The organism is Microcystis sp. M_OC_Ca_00000000_C217Col (genome assembly GCF_007095585.1).
GTDB classification, from domain to species: domain Bacteria; phylum Cyanobacteriota; class Cyanobacteriia; order Cyanobacteriales; family Microcystaceae; genus Microcystis; species Microcystis panniformis.
The window spans coordinates 1-23,423 of sequence record NZ_SFBV01000104.1 but is presented as its reverse complement, the minus strand read 5'-3'; the positions used below and the strand labels follow the sequence as shown (position 1 = coordinate 23,423).

General features: G+C 45.1%; 23 protein-coding genes. 17 read left to right on the top strand and 6 right to left on the bottom strand.

The window, feature by feature from the left end:
• Positions 1 to 539 precede the first annotated feature (539 nt).
• The 7 genes from EWV66_RS06315 (at position 540) to EWV66_RS06285 (ending at position 9,104) form a co-directional block, all read left to right on the top strand.
• Complete coding sequence (locus EWV66_RS06315) at positions 540 to 1,571, top strand: hypothetical protein (RefSeq protein ID WP_287107336.1); 1,032 nt, start codon at positions 540 to 542, stop codon at positions 1,569 to 1,571.
• A gap of 34 nt (positions 1,572 to 1,605) precedes the next feature.
• Positions 1,606 to 2,589 (top strand): hypothetical protein, encoded by a 984-nt coding sequence (locus EWV66_RS06310; RefSeq protein WP_052276300.1) that lies wholly within the window; start codon positions 1,606 to 1,608, stop codon positions 2,587 to 2,589.
• Positions 2,590 to 2,613: 24 nt separating this feature from the next.
• Entirely contained in the window at positions 2,614 to 3,897 is a 1,284-nt protein-coding gene (locus tag EWV66_RS06305; protein ID WP_052276301.1) for a hypothetical protein, read from the top strand.
• 72 nt (positions 3,898 to 3,969) lie between these two features.
• Complete coding sequence (locus tag EWV66_RS06300) at positions 3,970 to 5,952, top strand: hypothetical protein (protein ID WP_284526063.1); 1,983 nt, start codon at positions 3,970 to 3,972, stop codon at positions 5,950 to 5,952.
• Between the two features lie 203 nt (positions 5,953 to 6,155).
• The gene (locus EWV66_RS06295) at positions 6,156 to 7,103 is read left to right on the top strand and encodes a hypothetical protein (RefSeq protein WP_128575177.1); all 948 of its coding nucleotides are present in this window, start codon (positions 6,156 to 6,158) and stop codon (positions 7,101 to 7,103) included.
• Between the two features lie 21 nt (positions 7,104 to 7,124).
• Positions 7,125 to 8,216 carry a hypothetical protein gene (locus EWV66_RS06290; RefSeq protein ID WP_052276303.1) on the top strand — a complete coding sequence of 364 codons (1,092 nt, stop codon included), beginning with the start codon at positions 7,125 to 7,127 and terminating at the stop codon, positions 8,214 to 8,216.
• A 24-nt stretch (positions 8,217 to 8,240) separates the two neighbouring features.
• Complete coding sequence (locus EWV66_RS06285; RefSeq protein WP_052276304.1) at positions 8,241 to 9,104, top strand: hypothetical protein; 864 nt, start codon at positions 8,241 to 8,243, stop codon at positions 9,102 to 9,104.
• 18 nt (positions 9,105 to 9,122) lie between these two features.
• Here the strand turns inward: EWV66_RS06285 and EWV66_RS06280 are convergent, their stop codons facing one another.
• Entirely contained in the window at positions 9,123 to 9,755 is a 633-nt protein-coding gene (locus tag EWV66_RS06280; protein ID WP_052278420.1) for a Uma2 family endonuclease, read from the bottom strand.
• Between the two features lie 52 nt (positions 9,756 to 9,807).
• Between EWV66_RS06280 and EWV66_RS06275 the strand changes: the two genes are divergently transcribed.
• Together EWV66_RS06275 and EWV66_RS06270 are read left to right on the top strand one after the other, a co-directional pair.
• Entirely contained in the window at positions 9,808 to 10,806 is a 999-nt protein-coding gene (locus tag EWV66_RS06275; protein WP_052276305.1) for a DUF4438 domain-containing protein, read from the top strand.
• Between the two features lie 669 nt (positions 10,807 to 11,475).
• On the top strand, positions 11,476 to 11,952 hold the full coding sequence (locus EWV66_RS06270) for a response regulator transcription factor (RefSeq protein ID WP_249264925.1): 477 nt from the start codon (positions 11,476 to 11,478) through the stop codon (positions 11,950 to 11,952).
• A 193-nt stretch (positions 11,953 to 12,145) separates the two neighbouring features.
• Here EWV66_RS06270 and clpB read toward each other — a convergent pair whose 3' ends face one another.
• A complete protein-coding gene (gene clpB, locus EWV66_RS06265) occupies positions 12,146 to 14,764 on the bottom strand; it encodes an ATP-dependent chaperone ClpB (protein WP_052276307.1) in 2,619 nt (872 codons plus the stop codon).
• 428 nt (positions 14,765 to 15,192) lie between these two features.
• A complete protein-coding gene (locus EWV66_RS06260; protein ID WP_287107333.1) occupies positions 15,193 to 17,094 on the bottom strand; it encodes a thiamine pyrophosphate-binding protein in 1,902 nt (633 codons plus the stop codon).
• A 369-nt stretch (positions 17,095 to 17,463) separates the two neighbouring features.
• On the opposite strand from EWV66_RS06260, the gene EWV66_RS06255 reads away from it, so the two are divergent.
• The 3 genes from EWV66_RS06255 to EWV66_RS06245 all read left to right on the top strand — a co-directional run bounded on the left by EWV66_RS06255 (position 17,464) and on the right by EWV66_RS06245 (position 19,395).
• Entirely contained in the window at positions 17,464 to 17,727 is a 264-nt protein-coding gene (locus EWV66_RS06255; RefSeq protein ID WP_002785547.1) for a HypC/HybG/HupF family hydrogenase formation chaperone, read from the top strand.
• Between the two features lie 116 nt (positions 17,728 to 17,843).
• A complete protein-coding gene (hypD, locus tag EWV66_RS06250) occupies positions 17,844 to 18,956 on the top strand; it encodes a hydrogenase formation protein HypD (protein ID WP_052276310.1) in 1,113 nt (370 codons plus the stop codon).
• An 85-nt stretch (positions 18,957 to 19,041) separates the two neighbouring features.
• The gene (locus EWV66_RS06245; RefSeq protein WP_052276311.1) at positions 19,042 to 19,395 is read left to right on the top strand and encodes a hypothetical protein; all 354 of its coding nucleotides are present in this window, start codon (positions 19,042 to 19,044) and stop codon (positions 19,393 to 19,395) included.
• On the opposite strand, the gene EWV66_RS06240 is transcribed toward EWV66_RS06245, so the two are convergent.
• Complete coding sequence (locus tag EWV66_RS06240) at positions 19,392 to 19,889, bottom strand: HNH endonuclease (RefSeq protein WP_002785544.1); 498 nt, start codon at positions 19,887 to 19,889, stop codon at positions 19,392 to 19,394. The two genes, EWV66_RS06245 and EWV66_RS06240, sit on opposite strands and share 4 nt — an antisense overlap.
• Before the next feature lie 384 nt (positions 19,890 to 20,273).
• Between EWV66_RS06240 and tumA the strand changes: the two genes are divergently transcribed.
• The 3 genes from tumA (at position 20,274) to EWV66_RS06225 (ending at position 21,200) form a co-directional block, all read left to right on the top strand.
• Positions 20,274 to 20,504, top strand: coding sequence for an antitoxin TumA (gene tumA / locus EWV66_RS06235; protein WP_002785543.1), 231 nt, complete (start codon positions 20,274 to 20,276; stop codon positions 20,502 to 20,504).
• A 203-nt stretch (positions 20,505 to 20,707) separates the two neighbouring features.
• The gene (locus EWV66_RS06230) at positions 20,708 to 20,989 is read left to right on the top strand and encodes a hypothetical protein (RefSeq protein ID WP_287107332.1); all 282 of its coding nucleotides are present in this window, start codon (positions 20,708 to 20,710) and stop codon (positions 20,987 to 20,989) included.
• Entirely contained in the window at positions 20,976 to 21,200 is a 225-nt protein-coding gene (locus tag EWV66_RS06225; protein WP_002785539.1) for a DUF2283 domain-containing protein, read from the top strand. The genes EWV66_RS06230 and EWV66_RS06225 overlap by 14 nt, the downstream gene beginning before the upstream one ends.
• Positions 21,201 to 21,381: 181 nt before the next feature.
• Here the strand turns inward: EWV66_RS06225 and EWV66_RS06220 are convergent, their stop codons facing one another.
• On the bottom strand, positions 21,382 to 21,606 hold the full coding sequence (locus EWV66_RS06220) for a hypothetical protein (RefSeq protein ID WP_002785537.1): 225 nt from the start codon (positions 21,604 to 21,606) through the stop codon (positions 21,382 to 21,384).
• The gene (locus tag EWV66_RS06215; protein ID WP_002785531.1) at positions 21,584 to 21,871 is read right to left on the bottom strand and encodes a BrnT family toxin; all 288 of its coding nucleotides are present in this window, start codon (positions 21,869 to 21,871) and stop codon (positions 21,584 to 21,586) included. Before EWV66_RS06215 ends, EWV66_RS06220 begins: the two co-directional genes overlap by 23 nt.
• Before the next feature lie 484 nt (positions 21,872 to 22,355).
• On the opposite strand from EWV66_RS06215, the gene EWV66_RS06210 reads away from it, so the two are divergent.
• Together EWV66_RS06210 and EWV66_RS06205 are read left to right on the top strand one after the other, a co-directional pair.
• A complete protein-coding gene (locus EWV66_RS06210; RefSeq protein WP_002759298.1) occupies positions 22,356 to 22,550 on the top strand; it encodes an NAD(P)H dehydrogenase subunit NdhS in 195 nt (64 codons plus the stop codon).
• A 2-nt stretch (positions 22,551 to 22,552) separates the two neighbouring features.
• Positions 22,553 to 23,227 carry an HAS-barrel domain-containing protein gene (locus EWV66_RS06205; RefSeq protein ID WP_002759297.1) on the top strand — a complete coding sequence of 225 codons (675 nt, stop codon included), beginning with the start codon at positions 22,553 to 22,555 and terminating at the stop codon, positions 23,225 to 23,227.
• Positions 23,228 to 23,423 lie beyond the last annotated feature (196 nt).

Below are 23,423 nucleotides of genomic sequence, written 5' to 3'. Positions count from 1 at the left end.
TTATAGATGATTTCCTGACCTAAGATCACATTTTATTCTTTTTTCCACTTCAATCTAAGAATTGAGAAAAAAGCAAAACCTTATATTATACCATAAAAAAATTATGCAAGAGGTCTAATCACTAAATAGAGCATTTAATTGATTATTATTCATTCTTAATTCTCCTGACTACTGACTCCTAACCCTCACAACAATTTTTGATTTTTGCAAGAGGTCTATTCTAAGGCGCAATTACGCTCTGAGAGAAGAATTGGGCTTGCAGATGTCAGTCACGACTATTGAAATTGGTATAACGTCCCTTAAATGAGTTACACCAAATAAGTGACCTAGATCGTGTGACTGGTAAGAGGGAGAGGAACAATCTATCCTAAACAGTAATAGAGAGCTAGATAGCAAAATACTCCTTAGCAAGATCTCGCTCTAGCTCTCGATGTGGAATACGAGAAGACAGACAAGGTTAGGTCAGACCTAATTCTGTCGAAATTGTTCTTAATTTTATCGACATTTTAGCGACTACTTGCGCTCAGGAAGGTACTTATATGGATCAGCCTTTTGAAAGTGATGTTATGGAGGACTTAGCCGCTAATTCCTCCTTTGCCGATGAGGGAGCCTTCGATGCTTGGGAAGGTATGGAAAGCGAAGGTTTTGAAGGATTTGAAGCCGAAGACAGTTTTGGCGAAGACCAATTAGGATGGGAAGATATGGGAGGAGAGGGCTTTCTGGGAGAAGACGAATACGAGGCGGAATTAGGGGAAGATTTCGGCGATGATTACCTCATCGATAGCGGAGTCAATGATTGGGATGCCCTAGAAGAAGCCGTTGCCGATGCCCTAGACGCGGAAGACAGCGATGAATTTTTCCGACAATTATTAGGAGGAATTAGCCGGGTGGCGGGGGCAGCCCGTCGGGGAGCCACCACTGCCAGCCGGGTAGCCCGGGGGGTGGGACGGGCGGTCCAAACTGCCGGACGAGTAGCTGGACAGGTGCAGCGAGTGGCAGGCCAAGTGCAGCGAGTGGCGGGACGTGCCGGACGCGCTGCCAATCCCTTGGCCAGCATTTTGGGGCAAATAGCACCACTGCTGCAACAGTATGCCGCCCAGGGCTTTGATGAATTGGATGCCCTAGAAGACTTAGCTGATTTATTTGCCGATGAGGAGCTAGATGAGGCTTTACCCGTAATAGCTGGTATAGCAGCCCGCACTATGGTTAGACCGGTGCTGCGCCGTGCCGCCCTCAGTAGTCCTCTCCGTCGTCAGATCGTTCACAGTACCACCCAAGTGGCTCGAAATCTAGTCCGCCGTCAGGGATCGGCTGCCCTGCGAGCTTTGCCGAGGATAGCTCAGAGTGTCGGACAAACCGCCGCTCGTCGTCGTTTATCCCCCAGTCGCTTACCGCAAGCTATCCGACAAACCGGGGCGAGAGTGGCGGCGCAACCCCGTTTAGTACGGCAGTTATCCCGTCCCGCCCCGGGGATGAGAAGAACTTCTGTTCGCCCCGGCCCCAGTCGCGGTGGTCTGCCCCAGCGCCTAAGACTACAAGGACCGGTGGAAATTATGATCACGCGCCTATAGCTATTTCTGCCCTTGCAATTAGGAGAGAAAAATCATGTATCAAGCCTTTGAAACCGATGTCATGGATGACTTGTTTTACGATCAAGTGGAAGGCCCCGCCCAAAGGGGCGACTATTACGATAGTTACGATGCCGGGGATGAATTCGGGGAATACGATCTGGCCGAAGCCGATGATGATGCCTTTATCGGTGGTTTAATTCGCGGCATCGGATCGATGCTCGGTAGTGGTCAGGGATTTGACGAGATGGAAGACTGGGGAGAACAGGGCTACGATTCTGGTTTCGATGCCCTGGAGGATGCCCTGGCCGATGCCCTGGCCGAGGAGGACACGGACGAGTTTTTCCGACGCTTGGGACGCATCGCTCGCAATGTGGGACGCAGAGTCGGACAAGTTGCTGGAAGAGTGGGCCGGGGAATTGGTTCCGTAGCCCGCGTGGTCGGACCGATCGCCAGTATGATTCCCCTACCGCAAGCGCAATTAATCGGACGTATTGCCAACGTGGCCGGAAGACTTTTGGCTGATGAGGCCGATGAGTTTGAGGCTTTGGAGGACTTATTTGACCTGGCCGAGACGGAAGATGCGATCGATGCGGCCGCTCCCTTTGTTTCCGCCGTTGCCCTGCGGACCGCTATGCCCAATATCTCGCGACTACCGCGGCAAACTCGCCGGCAATTGGTCAGTAGTGTCAGCCAAGCTACACGCACCCTCGCCCGTCGTCAAGGGCCGGCCGCCGCTAGAGCCGTGCCTCGCATTGTGCGCGGTGTTAGTCGTACCGTTGCCCAAAGAGGTTTACCCGCCCGGTCCGTGGCCCCTGCCGTGCGTCGTGCCGCCGCCCGAGTCGCCCAAAGTCCTCGCACCGTGCGCCGTTTAGCCCGTCCGCTCACGACCACATCTGGCCCGAGTCCGCATCGCCCCGGCCGGCAATCGATGTCCGGGGGACGACCTTGCCCCACCTGTGGCCGTAGCCATAGCTATCGTCTGCGCGGACCGGTAACTATTCGCATTCAAGGCAGTTAGGCAACCAACCGCAATGGGGGCAGTATGGGAACGAGAGCTTTTCTACACAATAAAATTTTAGATCTAACGGCGCGAGCGCGTCGTCTAGTCAGGGTAAATTATGCTTCCGTGGGGATTCGCCCCCAAGATTTACCCTACGCTCCCTCTCCCGACCATTTTCGGGCAGCTAATCAACGTCTGGCTAAGATTGATCGCCAAATTCAGCGTCGTCTTCAGCATCTACAAGGGACGTGGAACGAGTCACCGATAGAGCGAGTTTTAATCGATATAGCACTGGTAGAACGGGAAATTGACCGCGCTCGCCGTAGTTTTGGCCTATTTTTTGAAATTTTTAGTCAAAGGGGTTCCTCTTTTGCCGCCGCTCTCGCCGCCCATGATCTGATCGCGATCGATTGTTATCGGGCTGTTCGCGAGTCCTCCCCGGGATTATTTCGCGCACCGATGCTCAAACCCTTGTGTTATATGGAACACGGTTTCTCGCCTGCTACCATGCGTCGTGGAGTTTTGCTGACTCGTCTTTTGGGAGAACCTAATCCCTTCCCGATTATCCGGATTCCTTGGGATCGAGATAATCCTTGGCAACCGGTCTTTATCCACGAAGTAGCCCACAATCTGCAAGCGGATCTGGGTATCTGGCAGGAAAATCGTCAAGCGGTGATCCGTCGCATTCTCGGCACCAGTGGCGACCCCAGTATTACTCGCATCTACGGACGCTGGCATAAGGAAGTTTTTGCCGATTTAGCGGCGATTTTATTAGCAGGTCCAGCTGCGGCCTGGGGAATGGCACTTTTTCTGGCTCATCCCGCTCCCCGTACCCTTACCTATCGTCCCGGAGGAGCGCACCCGACGGCATATCTGAGGATTTTGATCTTAGCGGAAATGTTGCGACGGATGGGATTTGGTCAAGAGGGCGATCGCTTACGGCGCGTCTGGCAGCAACTCTATAACCCTAATCGTTTTCACCGTCTGCCGGCACGTCTGTTAACCACCTCGGAATTGTTAATTCCCCATCTGGTGGATGAAATTGCCTATCAAACCCGTCGCAATCTCGCCCAACAGGCCCTGGCGGATATTATTCCTTTTTCTGAAGATGATGAAAAAGCGATTCAAGCTGGTGCTAGACAATTAGTCCACGGAGAGGTTCCCCCCGATTTACCGCCGCGATTTCTGGTCAGCGCCGCTAGTTATGCCCTCGCTACTGGTCAAATTCCCGCCCGTCAGTTATCCAATCGGGTTATTAATCATCTTACCTCCCCTATTCCCCCATCTTCACCCAGTTTTAAAGAAATACAAGCCGCTTTGCTCTGAAAACTTAGGAATATAGGGGATAACTGATCACTGAAACAACCCCAACACCTTTTTTCCTTGCCCTGATAAATTATGAACACTTCATCTGGCAATCCGTTTAATTATAGTAGTGCCATGGCCAAAAATAATGGCCTGATGGCGAACAGTAGTTCTCGTATGGCGTTGGATAATCTTCTGCGGCGAGAATTAAAAGTCAGCGATCCCAATGATGCCAAACAGATAGCAGAGGCATTACTAAACCGCTATAAAAACAATCCTAGAGCATTAGCCATCAACAAGGAGGCGGAGGGAGTTCCCTTTCTTTTGGCTTCTGGTACACCGATGGCCTTGCAGCAAGCCCCCACATCCTCCGATGCAGAAATGCAGCAAGCGATCAATGATGTGGAGCGGGATTTGCGGGAACTGACCACCAACTCCATCCTCAAGGACGTGACCCCAGAATTGGAAGGCTGGGCGATGGCAGTTCGTTCTGCCATTCAGGAAGGGGTGAATTCGGCTCGTTTTGCCCTCGATCCCAGACAGCGGGATAAAACCTTCGGCATCCGTCGCACCTTGGGGGATTATGCTCGCCTGGCGCGGCTGGTTGGGGCGCTGACTCCTACCATGAGCCTCATCTATCGCAAGTTCGCTCAGAGTTTGGATGAAGTGGCTTCCGTCTTATTTGTGATGATGGGTGAAGCACTCTCTAATGTCGGCTTCGGCGGTCGTTATCTCTTACAGGCTCCCTATAGCGAGTTACAAGTGCGCCGGGATGCTGTTATCTATGCCCTGCGGAATTTAGTCGGGGCAACTCAAGAGGCTTATGCTCCCAACGAATGGCCCAGAGGGATCGATGCCTACCGCCAGCTTTTCCAACGGTTGGAAGAACAGGGACAAGGCGATCTTCGCGCTCTCCTGGTTGAAGGCGAGTTAAGTCGCGTCATGGATGCGCTCATTCAAAGGTCTGGTCAGGGTAGTGTCGCGGGTTTGCGCCAATTAGGGGCAACAGCACAGTTGGATGTCGAACGCCTGCGGCGCCTAGTCATCGTTGGTAAGAACTTGATCTATCCTGCTGCTCCACCTCTGACTGCTTTTCTGGAAGCTTTGCAGCTTTTTGTGGATGGTTTCGAGCCATCCGGTGGATTCCGGTTGCTGCGGATTGCCCGACCGCCGATTTTGTTCTATGGCCTGTATGGGATGTCCGCCTTTGATGAAGCTGAAGAAAGGCTGCTACGGCTGATCATTGAGCGCAATCAGCTTGCGGATAAACTGGACTGCTATTTGCAATGTGGCTGTACTTCTAAAACAGTTCTCTGCCAAATTGTTCTCGATAAAATTCTTTACGATCTCGATCGCGCGATCGACCTCTATGCTGTGGGGACGCAAGATACTAACGATCCTCTGAAGAAATCGCCAGAAAAACGGGCAGTTGCCTATAGCTACATCGTGGATGTTTTCCTATTTCCTAATCAGCCTAAAGGGGAAGCAAACCTTGAGCGAGGTCGCTGTCTCCTAGAAAATGATACTACAGGTTCCGAAGTTTTATTACCTGGCGAACAGGGTAATTCCCAACAGTACCTCAATCATCTCATTTATCAAAGTTGTTTGCAGATTCGCAAGGATCTTTATGTTTCTTCTGGAAACCCTGAACCCGCTGACACGAGGGTACTACTAGCACTTCCTGAAAATGACAAAACAATCAGAGACTTAGTTTGCCAAGAATTACAAGTTCAAAAAGACATGGAAGGTCGTTGGGAAAATCTGGTGCAAACGATGGCTCCGTCGTGCATACCATTTAGGAATGTTCGATGGAATAATTCAAACAATAAACACTCAGTATCAGGAGTATTTAATGTCATGAACAGCCTAATTAATCGAGCTTTACAGAGAGCTTTAGGGAAAACCGAAAATGATAGCCAAATCGATCTTGAAGTTAAATTTGAGTTACCAGGTAACTACGAAGAAAGCCTGAAGATTGTTGCTGATAAGCTCAGTCCTAAACTAGGCGAGTCAGCCCAAAATCTTGCTGAAGATTTTGATGATTTAGTTAATGACAATCCATTAACTGAGCCATGACAATTATTGATCACCGATTCATAAACTGGCTCTTCGGTTTGTGTTATGCATTAGCGATTTTTGTCAATTGTTTTTTATCTAGAGCGAACTAATCAATTAAGTCTCTTGCCAGATAAGGATTTAGTCGATTTATGCCCCCCTATCGAACCATACCAAGTAACGAAGAACCCATAAACTTAGAGTTTTTAAGCAGGAGAGTACGGATGATGACACCTAGTACGAAAAGAGAAACTATACCAGAACCTAACACAGTAATTCACAAGAGGATTCAAGGCATTACTGAGGCAATTCTGAGCCTTGCTGATGCAAAACTAGCACTAAGTGTTGGCGAGGAAGCAGGAAACAACACAAATTCCGCAAATATGACAACAGCTGGATTAGCAGATATCGCCAATGCTATTAACAATTTGCAGCTATCTGTGAAAGTACCTGCTCCAAACATTTCCATCAATATCTCTGTCTACATACTCCTCATTAACCTCAATATCTTTATCTGGTGGTGGCTGTGTCGCAATAAACGAGACAGGATGGGTTGTTTGATGAACAATATGCGGCAATCGAAATTATGGGATCAAGCAATGAAGGGATACAGTGGAAAAAATGAACTTGAAAAGCGATTTACATCTATCTTTGAAACGCCTGTAGAGTCTATCGGTTTAAGAGCAGAATCTTTAGGTGAACCAACTCTACAAGAGGAAGAGGAAGGAGAACAAAAATGGATGGATTGTGCTTTAAAGATCGAGGATTTGTGTATGGAACTGTTGGGTTCTTTTGAGGTTAAATCCCCTGAAGCCGGACAACAAGCCGCTCCCCCAGCACCACCACCGCTAGAATTATTTCCTACTTCTTTAGAGGAGCAACTGACAGAGGAAAACCTAGCGCCAGCCCTGCCCTTACTTCACGAACTCAGTCAAGTTGAAGCCAGCTTGACACAAGAAGATCTGGACGTTGCCAATTTAGATCGTCTAGAAAGACAACTGGAAGTCCTGCAAAACAAATTAGCCGAGCATCCAGATTTGTTCAATGAAGATCTGGCCAGGAGTGCCTCAGAACCCTTGGGGAACAGTAAGCTCGCCCTGCGCTACCAGCGCCTGATCCAACTCCAGCAATTACGTCAATTAATCCTTCAATATTTTGCCTCAAATAGTTAAATCGCCGCAAGGAATCCAACCATGACCTACAACACCACAGAAACCATTCAACGCTTGTGGGCAACCTTTTTGAGAGATCAATTAGGAGCGATGCCACCGGAAGAGCGCCAACAGTACGAACAGCAACTCGAAGACCGTTTCGGTGAACTACTCAAGGGGGCGGCCGACGGTTCCAGTAGTCCCGATAGTTTCCTCGATTTAATGGGATTTGGACCCAAAGGACCGATTCCCTTCGAGAACGTTTCCTATCCCTATATCCAGCCAGATTTCGATGATTCCGTCGTTCCTAGTCAACTCCACGCCGCCGCCGAACTGTACTATATCTACCAACACGAACGGATGAAAGTTTTTCAAGTCATCCAAGTGCTGCAGCGTCTGTTTAGAGAGGGACGGATGCGGATTCAACGGGGACCGGGGGCGCGAGGTCTATATTTACTTGACAAATGGAAACCTTTGCGCTATACGATCCGCGATCGGATGATGGCCTATCGTCGCGCCTTTAACTACGGTAATGCCCAACCAGCTTCGGGGGCGATCATTAACCGCAATTTTCACCGGCAATTAGTCGGGTTTATGGTGGCCGTTGCCCAATATTTCCGGGATTTATTGATCGGGGAAGTAATTCGCGGTGGCACTCTCATTGAACAGCGACCCTTTGGCAGTATCGGCACGGTTCAACGCATCGGCTTGGATCTGCGCTATGCTCTCGATCGCTCCACCTACGGTAACATTTTGGCCCTGACGATGGAAACGGGACATTATCTCAATACGGTTCTCAACCTTTTGGATGCAGCCGATATCAAAAAAGCCTTCGATGCTAATACCAAATGGGATGTGATCGAAATCGTCTCCAATCGCTATCTGGGGGGTATTGCCGAACCTTCCCAACGGGCAAAAATGGCGGAAAGCGGTCGTCGGATTCTGCAATTTGTCGCCGATAACGACTTTAAAACTGCCCTTGACCCGATTTTATTCCAATCGGAACTCAGACCCATGGGTCCCCATTCGGAAGCTTGGTTAGCTGCCTATCGCATGACTCCCGAAGGCCGGGCTTTTCAGGGGGTAACTCCGGCGCTACGCAGTGTTATCGGTTCGGGGTCTGCTGGGGTGTAACGCTATTATTTTAGAGGTGTCCCGATGAGTGCCGCTCTTTTGCCCGATTTCTCCATTAACCTCAATCAACGCCGTTGGTCTTGTGTCCTCGATCCCAACCTGGCCTTATCGGATTATGGTCTGCTCCTGGTCAAACAATTAGGACGATTTCTCGAATTATGGATAGCGCGAGAATTTTGGCATCTAATTGATAATAGCGATGTTTTCGATCGCTGGCGGCCTTGGCTAGAAGCGTCCCCAGAGAAGGGCAATTGCCCATCCCTTCTTACTCCGGAACTTTCTTCTCAAACCCGTCGCACTTTGCGGGAATGGGAAAGACTGCGACTAGAGACGGATTTAGGTAATCATCATCTATTTTGGATCGGCGATGGGCTTGGTGAATCCCTTTTGCCCAAAGAAACCGACAGCAGTTTAGTCAGTCGTTGGGAATGGTTAGCCCGCAGTTTAGATAGACAAATTCACACCGATCTGCTCGGCTATGCTTTCCGAGATGCGATCGCTTTGAGTGCCGCCTTGGGGTCGGCCTTTATCCTAACCCATCGCTCCCCGGAAGATCGGGCCCGCAACTTACCCCCAGTAATCTGTTCTACCTTGGAGAGTTGGGGCATCAACTGTCAGGAAATTGACCAACAAGATGCGATCGCTGCTTTGGAACGGGAACAATTACGCCAGTTATTCATCCAGTCTGGAGTCTCCAAATTGCTCTGGATGGGATTCCACCCAGTGGTTCTGCATTTAGTAGTTCCGGAAGCAATCAGGATCGATCCTCCTCCCAGTTGGTCCGAAGATATTTCTGCGAGCGAATTGGAATTAGAAGACTGGTCAGAAACTAGGGGAGAAAAAATTGATTTTTGGCAGGGTGCAAGGGGATTTTGGTATGAGATTTAACGTTGAAAAACCTTCCTTTTATTTTTCCAACTGACTTCTTACCCAATTCCGAAATGCTTTTACTAACTCTAGGTAATCTGTCTGGCCAGCTTGTTGTAAAAATATAGCAATTTCTAAGATGGGTAAATTAGGAAAAAATTGACTTGTTGGGGAGGTAATATAAGTGCCATTTTGTAATTGTTGGATGACCAGAGATTCCCCATTATAAACCCAAACCTCTGCCACGCCTAAATCTGCATAAACCTGAAGGCGATTTTGAGAACTGCTGGTGACATCAATTTCTATGACTAAATCTGGTGCAGGGTCTTCATTTAAGTCCAGTCGCTTTTTCCCCCGAACCGCCTCAATATTATCAATGTAAAAGCATTCATCCGGTTCTGCACCACTCAATTTAGGGCGTTTAAAGGTGGTAGAACCAAGGGGATAAATCGGGACTGCTGATTCTTCCGCTAGGGTTTCGACAAAGCGACCGATGAGGGTTTTACTAAATTCGTGTTCTGGGGAAGGAGCCATGATTTCTAAATTGCCACGATTGTAGGTCAGCCGCAGACGGCGATCGCTCATTTCTTCTAGCAGCGTTTCGTAGGTTTCCCAGCTAATCCCGGACAGGTGAATTATTTCAGCCGGTGGTGCGAGCAGTGTTGCAGTCATAGATTCAAGCAAAAATCCCATGCTTCCATTTTAGAATACTGATAACTGATATATGAATAATTCACGACCAGATAGTGCCAATTCCCTCCGTATTAACCAACCAGACTTAGTAATGGTGGCCGTTGCCGGTCAAATTGCCCATCCGGTCGGTCAGGCTAATCCCTATCGCATCGGTCATGATGGCATACCCCGAATCCTTCCGGCCACCGGGGGAATTGTCCTCAATCAACGGGTTGGCGATCGCTGTGTGGGTTTAATGGGGGATCATATTGAGCCGGGGGTGGCTCTCCATAATAATAGTCGGGAAATTATCGGCAGTCGTCGCGGCCCCAATCTCGCCCTGATTACCTATGCTTGTCTGGGCAATCGCGCTAGGGTGATTACCGGTCCTGCCACGGGTCAATCGGGTCTGGTGACGGGAAAACATGGGGGAGTAGACCACGTTTTGGTAGATTTTCCCCCTGCGGTTTTGCGTCGCTTACGGATCGGCGATCGAGTGCAAATCTATAGTTATGGTTTGGGGTTAAAATTATTAGACTATCCCGATCTGCGTTTATTTAACTGTTCCCCCGATTTCCTGCGGCGTTGGGGTTTAATTCCGGGTGATCGCGGTTTACAGGTCCCCGTGACTCATTTTGTCCCTGCTGCCGCTATGGGTTCGGGATTAGGCAAAAATACGGTCTGGCGCGGTGATTACGATATCCAGCTATTTGATCCGCAACTTCGCCGTCGCTATCGTCTCGATACTCTTCGATTCGGCGATTTGGTTGCCATTGGCTCGGCGGATACCCGTCACGGTCCTAGTTACCGTCAAGGTCGGATTACTTTCGGGATTATCGTCCATGGCGATAGTACGGTCAGTGGTCATGGTCCCGGGGTTATGCCTTTACTAACAGGTTCCTGCCAACGTTTACAACCTCTCTATGATGGCGGGGCTAATTTTGCCGCTCTGTTTAATTTGCGATCGCTACCCCCCGCTCAAGTCTATTCTCCTCTGGTCAATCCTTCCGGAATTACTCCTCGGTCTAGGGAAGTTTCTGTTAGTCACTAGACCTCTTGTAAAAATCAAAAATTGTTGTTAGGGTTAGGAGTCAGGAGTCAGTAGTCAGTAGTCAGGAGAATTAAGAATGAATAATAATCAATTAAACGGTCTATTTCCAGATTTTATGTAATTTAATCCTTGTTTTTGCCGTTTTTGAATCCTCAAAAATTAATTATGCAAGAGGTTTACTCTTAGTTTTTTATGGTTGAGCTAGAAACTCAATTATTGTTAAGTTTTTCTAATTTATTGGCAAGTTTTTCTGGAAAATTTTACAATGATCGAGCTTCGTCTTGATTAAAACCTCGATGGTTCTTCGTTACTTGGTATGGTTCGATAGGGGTGCATAAATCGACTAAATCATTATCTGGCAAGAGACTTAATTGATTAGTTCGCTCTAGATAAAAAACAATTGATAAAAATCGCTAAATGCCTTTCTATATAAGGTTTCCATCCCTTATAAAACCCGTCCATTGCATAACAAAAACCGAAGAGCCACCCCGATTTTTACCCTAATCTATATTCCCAAATTAAATGTTAAGATTAGCCCAATTATGGGCAGAAATATATTACTGTAATCTTGACAAGACCGTCTTGCACCTACTTTTATTGATTGTTTCCTATTTTCCAGATAGACGAAGCTTTTATTTAGTCAGAAAACAAGTTAGGAGAGAAAAGACAATGAATAACCAGCATCAGCAAAACCTTGGCTCTTTGTTCACCGATGTGTCCTATCAAGTAGTTTCAGAAATTTATAAGCACGATCATCACTACTGTATCATCTATCTAAAGGAAGATCAGAAAAAAAATTATTTAAAAGAATTAAAAAAATCTTTTGTTGAGGTGGATCAATTTGAAGTCAACGGTCAATGTTTTATTATTCTCGATGTATCCAGTCAAATTAAATCTTCCGCCCAAGAAATCGCCCAACTTCTCTCGGAAAGAGAACTACAAATCGCCACCCTAGTGGCCCTGGGACAAGCTAACAAACAGATAGCCCATCGCTTACATATTAGTGAATGGACTGTTGCTACCTATTTACGGCGAATTTTTGCCAAATTAGGGGTAGATAGTCGTGCCGCTATGGTCTATCGTTGTGCCTCTCTCATTCAACTGTTGCAATCAGATTTCGATGTTCAGGAATTAGCAACTATTTGATTAGCTAGTTTATAGGAGAGTGGGAAGCTTTTTTTCAGTGATCAGTGAACTGATAACTGATACAGCCTTTCCGATCAAGATGAAGTATAACCGAATGTGGTATTGACGACCGCCGACCGACTCCTGACTGCACGAAAAACTTTTTCGGTAAACCCGAAATAATCAAAGGGTGAGCATTGCCCACCCTTGCTAATTAAGCAGTTACTACCGGGGAAGCTAACCGTTTAAAGGTCAATCTTTCATCGGCCACATCGACAAAAATCGTGTCTCCCCCTTTGAACTCGCCGCGCAGAATTGCCTTAGCGATCGGAGTTTCCACATATCTTTGTACTGCCCGTTTTAAGGGTCGCGCACCGTACACTGGATCGTGACCAATTTCTGCTAGATAATCGAGAGCAATATCGGCAAGTTTCAGGGCTAATTTTTGTTCCATCAAGCGATCGCTGAGATTGGCTGTCTGTAGTTTGACAATCGATCGCAGTTGCGCTTTTTGTAAACTATGGAAAATAATCGTTTCATCGATACGATTGAGGAATTCGGGACGGAAACTATTCCGCATTGCTTCCATCACCCGCGCCTGCATTTCCTCGTAACGAGACTCATCACCAGCCACGTCTAAAATGTATTGAGAACCGATATTACTGGTCATAATAATGATGGTATTTTTAAAATCAACCAGATGACCTTGAGAGTCGGTTAAGCGCCCATCGTCAAGGATTTGTAACATAACGTTAAAAACGTCGGGATGGGCTTTTTCAATCTCATCAAAGAGGATGACAGAGTAGGGACGACGCCGGATTGCCTCGGTTAGTTGTCCCCCTTCATCGTAGCCGACGTATCCCGGAGGCGCACCCATGAGACGGGAAACGCTGTGTTTTTCCATGTATTCCGACATATCGATGCGAACTAGAGCCTCTTCCGTGTCAAAGAGATTGCGCGCTAAAGCTTTCGCCAATTCTGTCTTACCAACCCCCGTCGGACCGAGGAAAATAAAGCTGGCCGTGGGACGGTTGGGATCCGATAAACCGGCGCGGGAACGTTGAATCGCTTCGGCCACGGCTGTGACTGCTTCCTCTTGACCGATGACACTTTCGTGTAATTCCTCTTCCAGATTGAGGAGTTTTTCTTTTTCCGATTCGATCAATTTATTGAGAGGAATTCCCGTCCATTTCGAGATAATTTCGGCGATATCCGATTCGAGAACTTCTTCCCTTAATAAACTTTTACCGGTGGTTTGTTTGTCGGCCAATTGAGTTTCTAGGGCGGACATTTGCCGCTGCAGATCGGTTAATTTTCCGAACTTTAATTCGGCGGCACGATTATAATCATAATCTCGTTCGGCCTGTTGAATTTCCAGATTAACTTGTTCGATCGCTTCTTTAACCCCACGAACTTTATCGATAATCTCTTTTTCCCCTTGCCATTGGGCATTTAATCCCGATTGTTCTTCCTTGAGGTTAGCTAGTTCTTTTTCTAACTTTTCTAACCGTTCTCGCGAAGCTGGATCGTATTCCCGTTGTAGGGAAAGTTTTTCCATTTCTAACTGGAGAATTTTGCGATCAATTTCATCGAGTTCTTCTGGTTTAGAAGTGATTTCCATCTTCAATTTGGCTGCCGCTTCATCAACTAAATCAATGGCCTTATCGGGCAAAAAGCGATCGCTAATATAACGATTAGAAAGCAGTGCCGCTGCTACTAAAGCATTATCGGCAATTTTTACCCCATGATGCACCTCATAACGTTCTTTAAGACCGCGAAGAATCGAAATAGTATCGACCACATTTGGTTCATCTACTAAAACCTCTTGGAAGCGTCTTTCTAATGCCGCATCTTTTTCGATATATTTGCGGTATTCATCGAGGGTAGTGGCCCCAATACAACGCAATTCACCCCGGGCTAACATTGGTTTTAATAAATTGCCCGCATCCATTGCCCCTTGAGTGGCTCCCGCACCGACAACGGTATGAATTTCATCAATAAACATGATGATATTGCCTTGGGAATCGGTGACTTCCTTGAGGACAGCTTTTAATCTTTCCTCAAATTCCCCGCGATATTTTGCTCCCGCAATTAAGCCACCTAAATCGAGAGAAATGAGAGTCCGATCTAACAGAGATTCTGGCACATCGCGGTTAATAATACGCTGGGCTAATCCTTCGACAATGGCTGTTTTTCCTACTCCCGGTTCCCCGATTAAAACTGGGTTATTTTTAGTTCTGCGAGAGAGAATCTGAATGGTGCGACGGATTTCGTCATCCCGTCCAATTACGGGGTCTAATTTACCTTCTCGTGCCAATTGGGTGAGATCTCGCCCGTATTTTTCTAGGGCTTCATATTTGCCTTCTGGATTCTGATCGGTCACTTTTTGACTACCTCTGACTTGTTGAATAATTTCTTTGAGTTTGCTTTCGGTAAGTCCGAATTCTTGAAAAATATTTTTACCGAAGCGATCATCTTTAGCGTAACCTAAAATCAAATGCTCGATCGAGATAAAGTCATCTCCAAATTCTCGACGATAATTTTCCGCTCGATCGAGTAAACTATCTAAACTACGACCTAAATAAATCGAGTCGCCGGGGTTAGAGATTTTCGGTTGACGACGGATAAAGTCATCGGTTCGATCCCGCAAACGGGCTAGACTAATATTAGCTTTACTAAAGACACTGCCCGCTAATCCCTCCTGTTCAAGAAGGGCTTTCATTAGATGTTCGCTTTCGATTTGTTGCTGGCTGTTCTGTTTGGCAATGTCCGGCGTTTTGACGATTGCCTCCCAAGCTTTTTCTGTAAATTGTTGTGGATTGGTTGGCTGCATTTTCTATAAGAGATTACTTTTATACCCTAGAGATTATTCTAGATTGACCGGTTTGTTGGCTTCTAGGGGCTTACCGTACCTAGTTCAGGGGGATTTCCCCTCAACTGTGCGATTTAAGCCGCTAAAGTTGATAAGCTGTCAGGGATTTAAACTGCGTCTGGGAAATTTTAGTACAAATGCTCGGATTCTCAACCAAGCTAAAATCTTAAGTAGCTGGTTATAATTAAATTAAAAATGAATTTTAGGTTCGATCCCCCCTGCCCCCCTTGATAAGGGGGGTGCTGATAGGCGGGGGGATCCCCCCTGCCCCCCTTGATAAGGGGGGTGTCTAATAATTTTTAACACCTACCTACTTAATTATTAAAGATGTTCACTGATAACTGATTACTGATAACTGATAACTGATTAATTCCCCCCTAAAATACTATCTAAGCGATTAAAGATTTAACTTTACTGATGATACCAACTGGGTCAATACCTTGGTGGGGGAACTGTTCCCATAAACCGCCACAACCTTCGTGGTGAGTACCGATATAGGCGTATTTAGGAGTTAAACCGCGTTCGAGTAACCAAGAACCATAACGGCTACCTAAACCCGTGCGACGGTTAAATGCTTCTACCACTAAAACAAAGGGAGAACTACCAACTTTAGCGATAATTTCTTCATCCACCCCATTGAGAGTCGGTTTATTAATTAAACCCACGTCGATCCCTTCTTGTTTTAGACGTTCCACTGCATCTAAAGCGCGGTATAAACCATCGCCAAAGCTGATGATATAACCGGCAGTGCCTTCCCGAATTACTTCATCTTTTCCGGGGACAAAGGTGTAACCATCGCCAAAGAAATTATTGCCTTTAGTATCAAGAATATTGGGAGTTTTAGAACGAGTCGAGAAGATAAAACGTAAACCGGGTTGATGGAAAGTTGCCTCGACACAAGCGGTCATTTGTGCCGCATCGGCCGGGAAATAAAGACGGGTTTCGTAACCGTCATCGAGTCCATTATCGGCAAAGAAATTATTCAAACCAAAGTGACAGGTATTATCCGCCATGTCATCGATACCGGAATGGGAAAAATGACATAAAAGATTAGAATAATTCAAGCGGGCCATGGTGATTTCAGAAATACACATTTCTAGAAAAGCGGCAAAAGTAGCGAAAATTCCCTGTTTACCTTTCTCCATACCAAAACCAGCGGCCGCCGAAAGATTGCCCCGTTCCATAATACCGGAAGGAATAAACACTTCGGGATGTTTATCGTGGATAATTTTTAGACCGCAGGAACCCTCTAAATCGCTATCTACTACTAATACCTTAGCCTTGCGTTCTTCCTCGCTCATTTTGCCTAAAAGACTGACTACAGCTTCGCCGAAAACGTTGCGGTTAGAACCCCATTTATCCCCAGAACCGAGGAATTTATAGTCATTAGAAGGCTTCTTAATACTGTTGAGATATTCCACGGCGGCACTGTGTCCTTTTGCCTCTAAATATTTCAAAGCCAAGGGGACAGAAATCACATCATGACCGTGGTTAGAACCTTCTAAACCTTCAATTCCGGGACACATGGGACGTTTATTAATAATCGCAATCGGGCCCGGAGTATTAATTGCTTCACAGATATTGCGATACAAACTATCGATATCTTCCCCATCTCCCACTAACACTTTTAGACCATGGCCAACGAGAGTTTTGGCCACATCATAACCGGGTAAATATTTGGAGGGATTACCGGCAATCGTCACATCATTATCATCAATAATTAGCTTAACATTGATGTGTTGAGCTACGGCTAAACGGGCAGCTTCCGCGTCATTGCCTTCCTGTTGAGAACCATCGGAACCTAAACAAAAAACGGTTTTTCCGGGGTTAGCTAAAGCGACACCGTTAACGTAGGGCCACATATGTCCTAAACGGCCAGAACTAAATTTGACACCGGGGGTTAATCCTAATTCCGGGTGTCCGGGGAGTTTAGAATTGGCCTCGCGGTAGTGCATTAATTGTTCTGGGGGTAAAGAACCTTCTAACGCAGACATGAGATATTGAGTACCGACGCGGTGTCCCGCTTCATCGAAGAAAATTGGTACAAATTGACTAGGTTGACTGCGGAAAAGAGCATCGAGAATCACCACTTCCGGGACGGTATCGTAGGGGCCGCCGGTGTGTCCACCCACACCCCGGGCTGCACCCGTGGCAGTAAAAAAGATGATAGCATCGCGACAGAGTTGGATATTGGCTTTTAGGGCGCTTCTTTGGTCGTCGGTGAGGGTGGGGTTACTGGGGTCGAGACTGATGGGTTTATAGGCGCTCAAATCGATGGGAAAGGTTGTCATCGTAGATTTTCCTTAATGTAGAGAAATAACTATAGTCAGGGAAATCATAGCCTAGAATGTCACCCGATCGATTGATTGAATAATTTCTTATCATTGATGTAGTCCCTAATACAAAAGTTTTACCCCTGCTGGGATAGCGTCCACGGTGCGGGACGGGGGAAATCTTAAAAAAGATACGGGAAAAAAAGCTGTTCTTGAGGGCAATAGTCCAGAATGGCAGCTAAGACCAAGTAAAAAGGATAACCTTTGACTGTATAGCGTTTCTCACAGGGATGAAGTATGACCTGATTCTCGGTTGATATTACTGCAACCTCTAGCCCAAAAATCAGCGCATAATTAGCAAAAACTAGATTTTTTAAGGTAAAAACTATGTGTTTAGGCATACCGGGACAAATTACAGCAATTATTGATGAAAACCATCATCTCGCTCTCGTCGATGTGGGGGGTGTAAAAAGAGAAGTAAATATTACTTGTATTGTTGATGAAGACCATCCTGCTAATACTTGTGTAGGGGATTGGGTATTAGTTCATGTGGGTTTTGCCATGAATCGAATCGATGAAGATGAGGCGCAAGAAACCTTAAGTTTATTAACACAATTAGCAGAATTAGAGGCAGAATTTAATCATAATTAATGTTCTTAAAGTAGTCACCCATAAATTAATGCTGTTGTCTATCTCTAAGAAATGTAAATTACGGCAATTATTACTGACGACCGACAGCTAAAAATGATAATTAAAGGAGATAAACTATGAAATACGTTGATGAATTTCGTGATCCAGTTAAAGCGTCGGGATTAATTCAACAAATTGAACAATTATCGATAAGAATCTCTGAAAAGCGGGAAAAAGTTACTAAAATTATGGAGGTTTGTGGAGGTCATACCCACTCAATTTTTAGATACGGTATCGAGGCAATACTTCCGGAAACTATCGAATTAATTCATGGTCCTGGATGTCCCGTTTGTGTGATGCCGCGAGGTCGTTTAGATGATGCCATTTTTCTCGCACAACAACCGAACGTAATTCTGACAACTTTTGGCGATACTATGCGTGTCCCTGGTTCCCATTTTAGTCTGCTGCAAGCGCGAGCAAAAGGTGATGATATTCGCATGGTTTATTCTCCTCGCGATGCCTTAAAAATTGCCAGAGAAAATCTCGATAAAGAAGTAATATTTTTAGCATTAGGTTTTGAAACAACCGTTCCTAGTACCGCTTTAACTATTTTAGAAGCGCAAAGAGATGGCATCACTAATTTTAGTTTATTTTCTAATCATGTGGTGATTATTCCCGCTCTGAAAGCTTTGTTAGATAACCCAGATTTACAGTTAGACGGTTTTGTTGGTCCCGGTCATGTCAGCATGGTAATTGGCACAGAACCCTATCAAGTTATTGCCCAAGAATATCATAAACCTGTGGTAGTTTCTGGGTTTGAACCCTTGGATATTCTCCAATCAATTTGGATGGTATTAAAACAATTAGATGAGCAGAGATGTGAGATCGAAAATCAGTATGATCGAGTGGTACAAAATCAAGGAAATAGAGTCGCTTTATCGGCAATCAAGCAAGTTTTTGAACTGCGGGATCAGTTTGAATGGCGAGGTTTAGGAGAAATTGCTCAAGGAGGGTTAAAACTGCGAGATGAGTACAGTAATTTTGACGCGGAGAAGAAATTTACTTTACCCAATCAGCGCGTTAAAGATCACAAAGCTTGTCAGTGTGGCGAAATTCTTAAAGGTGTTTTAAAACCCTGGGAATGTAAAGTATTTGGTACTGCTTGTACTCCCGAACATCCCATCGGTACTTGTATGGTTTCTAGTGAAGGTGCTTGTGCCGCTTATTATAAGTATGGCAGACATCGGTAAATTTTTTTACTGATTAGTTTCCTTTCCCGCGAGGAAACGCTAGAATTTTCAGAGAAAAAATTAACAATCTCTCGATGATAAAAAAATGAAGATCAAAAATAATCTGGGTTTATTTGGCTTAACCACCTCTCTACTGCTAATTATCGCTTCGGAAATCGTTCTTGCTTCCCAAGAACAAACCCTAGAACTGCAACCAAGTCAACCCCCCAGCGCCGATTTTTTCAAACCCGTCACCAATCTAATTAAAGATTTAAACCATCAGGGAGTAACTATCACCGATCCCAATGATCCCATGGCGGTGCGCTACCGAGTCAATACCCCCTGTCCTGGTTGTGCGGTTTATCTAGGCACGGGAGTTGCCAATCCTCGCACCCAGACTAATAATAATGGCATGGGAATCAATTTTGGTCTTGGTTTCACCATGCCTTTTTCACCCTAAATACCGATGACATATTTACGCCATTCGTGATTGTGATTCCCCCTGGTGTGCTTTAATAGCTCAAAGTGGAGACTGCTGTAGGGACGACGTGGCTGGGCGCGTAGGGACATATTGGCCTCTTTTGGTGTACGATTGCCCTTATGCACATTACAACGCACACAAGCCGCCACTAAATTCTCCCAGGTATCACCCCCCCCGCGAGAACGGGGAATCACATGATCGATGGTTAATTGTTCACCTCGGTAGAGACAGTATTGACAGGTGTGATGATCTCGTTCGAGAATATTACGACGGGTTAAAGGAATTTCCTTGTAGGGAACACGGACGTATTGCCTAAGACGGATAACGGAAGGTAGGGGTAAGTCACGACAAACCACTTTTCCGTTATGTTCTAGGGATTCAGCTTTTCCTTTCAACAATAAAACGATCGCGCGCCGCCAACTGGTAATATTTAGCGGTTCGTAGGAGGCATTCAACACGAGAACCTTGCTCATAGGTGTCTGGAGATCGCTTGAATTTACCCCGAATGGTAACACAGATAACTGGGATTGGAACCTATTACACTAAATCCGTTGAGTATAGATCTGGTAGGGTGCGTGTTTGCGGCGATAATTTCTGATGAAAAACTAAAATTAATAATCCGCACCCCACGCACCAACCTTATCATCAAATTGGTGCGTTACGCTTTGGCTAATCCACCCTACTGGACTGTTTCAGCTAATTTGGTGTATTAGAAAAATGCTATAAATTCTATAATCTAAGACTTTAAGCCGAAATCTATTGCCCTATTTTAGCTGAAACAGTCCACTACGATTGATGTTTTTGTTTGAGCGCGATCGTTTATAATCAAAATATCATTATTTTGGAGTCAAAGAAAAATGCGTAAACAGACCATTCAATATACATCTTCTTTAGATGCTTTGATTGCCGTTGCCAAGCGGCTTAGCGTCTATGAAAACCAACATAAAATGGATTCCGAAGATTTTTATAACGAATACAATCAGGGAATATTGTCAGATGATATAATCTTTATAGAATGGGCAAACGATTATCGTCATTACCTTGCTTTGCGTCAAGAATTAGAACAAATATTAAATCATGCTGCTTAAACTTTTATCTGATTACCTCAGTCAAGTGCGATCGCCGATCTGGTAGGGTGCGTTCCCTGAAACCTTTGCGACTGCGACATGATTTGATATTGGGGAACGCACCACCCTTAAGGTTATGGTTTCGGTTGGTTACGGTGTTGGGGGTTTGGGAAGGAGAATTTAGATTAAAATAGATAACAGATAATTAGCAAAGTCTGCTCATAATGCCGAATATTATCTGGTCGGATTACTTACAATATCGAGCCAAACTGAGAGGATTTGAACTTGCCAAAATAGAAGAGATTCTCAAATACTCTGGAGAAAGGTACTACGATACTGAAACGGGTCGTCTTATTGCCTTAGGCAAGCATGATAATAGTTTAGTAATTATTCCTTATGAATACGATGATAATTTTATAACTCCTGTCACCATTCATGCGACAACACGCCAACAAATTCGATTTCGCCTAACAACTGGGAGATATACTATCCATGAGCAACCCTAAAATGAGATACTTTGAACAAGAAGACATTCTTCATTTAACTATTTCTGATGAACCAGAAGCTAACAGTGTAGAAATTAATCCAAATATTACGGCTGAACTTAATGATTTAGGAGAATTAATTGGCCTAGAGATTACTAATGCTAGTTCTTTTATCCGAGATTCAATTTTAGAGTCAACCCAAGGAAAAATATTAAATTTGTCCCCCCAATGACTTATCGAGTGCGATGCCGAAGGCACTGCGTAGCAGCACACCGATCTTGTAGGGTGCGTGTTTGCGGCGATAATCCCCGATAAAAAACTCAAATTAACAATCCGCACCCCACACATCAACTTCATCATTAAATTGGTGCGTTACGCTTTCGCGCTTCGCACCCTACAAGATTACTCTTAACTTATTTTTCAGGAATAGCGGATAGGATAGCTCTAAGTGCTTTGTTTACATCTTCAGAATTTTTGAAAACTTTAGCGACATCTGATTCTAAAGTGACAGTTATTTTTGTCTCATTTACCTGAGAAGTAAAACGATTAGGATGAGCCTTAGTATAATTAAAATTATATTCAGGAAGTAGGTCATCTTGTAAATTTTGGTTAGTTTTAGAGTCCTGTGTATTTTTCATAGTCTTGGCGTTCCTTTTTGGTTGTTAAACGTGCGCTGATAATACGAATCATTTGATTTCTTTCAGTAAAACAAACTACTAAAAGGCGATTCTTGTCATCGTGTCCGATAATAATTTCTCGTTTTTCACCGACCGAATGCCACTCATCATCAAAAATGTAGGCTAGAGGATCTCGAAAAACAGCCTTGGCTTCTTCAAAATTGATGCCATGCTTTTTGAGATTAAGTTTTGCCTTAAGGTTATCCCACTCAAATTGTAAGTTCATAAACTCAATTATAGTTCAATCTACCCCTAAACGGTACACTTTTAAATTTTGTCGTTGTCATACTACCAAAGTATCAGAGTTAGAATATAGGGTGTGTTAGGCGGCGATTATCTTTGATAAAAAACCTAAATTAACAATCCGCGCCCCACGCACCAACTTCATTATTAAATTGGTGCGTTACGCTATCGAAAAGCGCATCCTAGGAGTTATTGCGATTGCCTGTAGCTGGGGTTGAGAGTTAAATAGAGCAAATTATAAATTATTAAAGCAAAATCGATGAGAACCATTCCCTTAACTTTAGAACAGCTTATTTAAGCAGTACAACAATTGTCGCCTGATCAACGAATTGCGATCGCCTGATCGGGTAGAGAACAGGGACGTATTGCCTAAGACGGATAACAGAAGGTAGGGGTAAGTCACGACTCCCTGATCACTAATTTTTGATAAGCTAAGAGACAGTAATTATAATTTCGTCGTCAATCCTATGATTTTGCCAGGTAGTACCGTTCGAGTCACCAATCCCGATGATACCTATTATAAATTTGAAGGTTTAGCCCAGCGTTTAAGCGATGGGAAAGTGGCCGTTCTTTTTGAGGGGGGCAACTGGGATAAGTTAGTCACCTTTAATCTCTCGGAATTGGAAGAAGTAATTATTGCCCCCGCTAAAGGCAAAAAATAACCATGCGTCCACCCTTACCGCAATTGGCTACGGATAACCGCCATCCCGATCATATCGCCGAAGTTATCGAGACAACGACGACCGAGTTTTTAGCGCAATGTTTGGAACCAGAGGAGTTAAACTTTCCTTTTATGCCCGCTTTTGGTAGTTGGGTAAAAGCCTACGATGAAGAAACGGGTAATAAAATTTTTGGGATTGTCACCTTTGCCACCACTGCACCCATCGATTCGGTACATCGCGCTAGAGCTTTGGGGTTGTCTTTGGCTGAATTGCGGGAACAACAGCCGCAGATTTTCGCTATGTTAAAAACGGAATTTCGGGCAACTATTGTCGGTTTTGAAACCTTACCCGGACAATTTAATGGCAATGGTGCTGGGCGAGGTTATATCTATCAATATATTCCTCCCCGTCCCCCACAAATTCATCAGGCAGTTTATCAATGTGAGTCGTTGGAAGTAGTTTATTTTAGTGAACAATTAGACTTTTTACGAATTTTATTACAGGTAAAAAATACTCCCGTGGAAGCTTTGGCAGCTGCTTCTATCCGTCAGATGTATCAATTGCGTCAAGCTGATCGACAATGGTTAGTGAATGTGGGCAGACAGTTAAGTGTTTTACTTAAGGATGATTATGATCGCTTGCGTTATATTCTCAGTCAAATTCATATTAGTCCTTAGATGATGGCGTTGTCAGATCAGAAGAGGAAAGATGCAATGCTCCGGTGCTGATTCGGAGCATCTTTCCATTTGACAAAGCCGATTGTAGGGCTAATTCATGAATTAGCCCTACGCCGATTGTAGGGCTAATTCCACTGCTAAATCGAGCGACTCTTGTTCCCCACTTAAGCCCAACTATCGGCACTATTCGTTCATT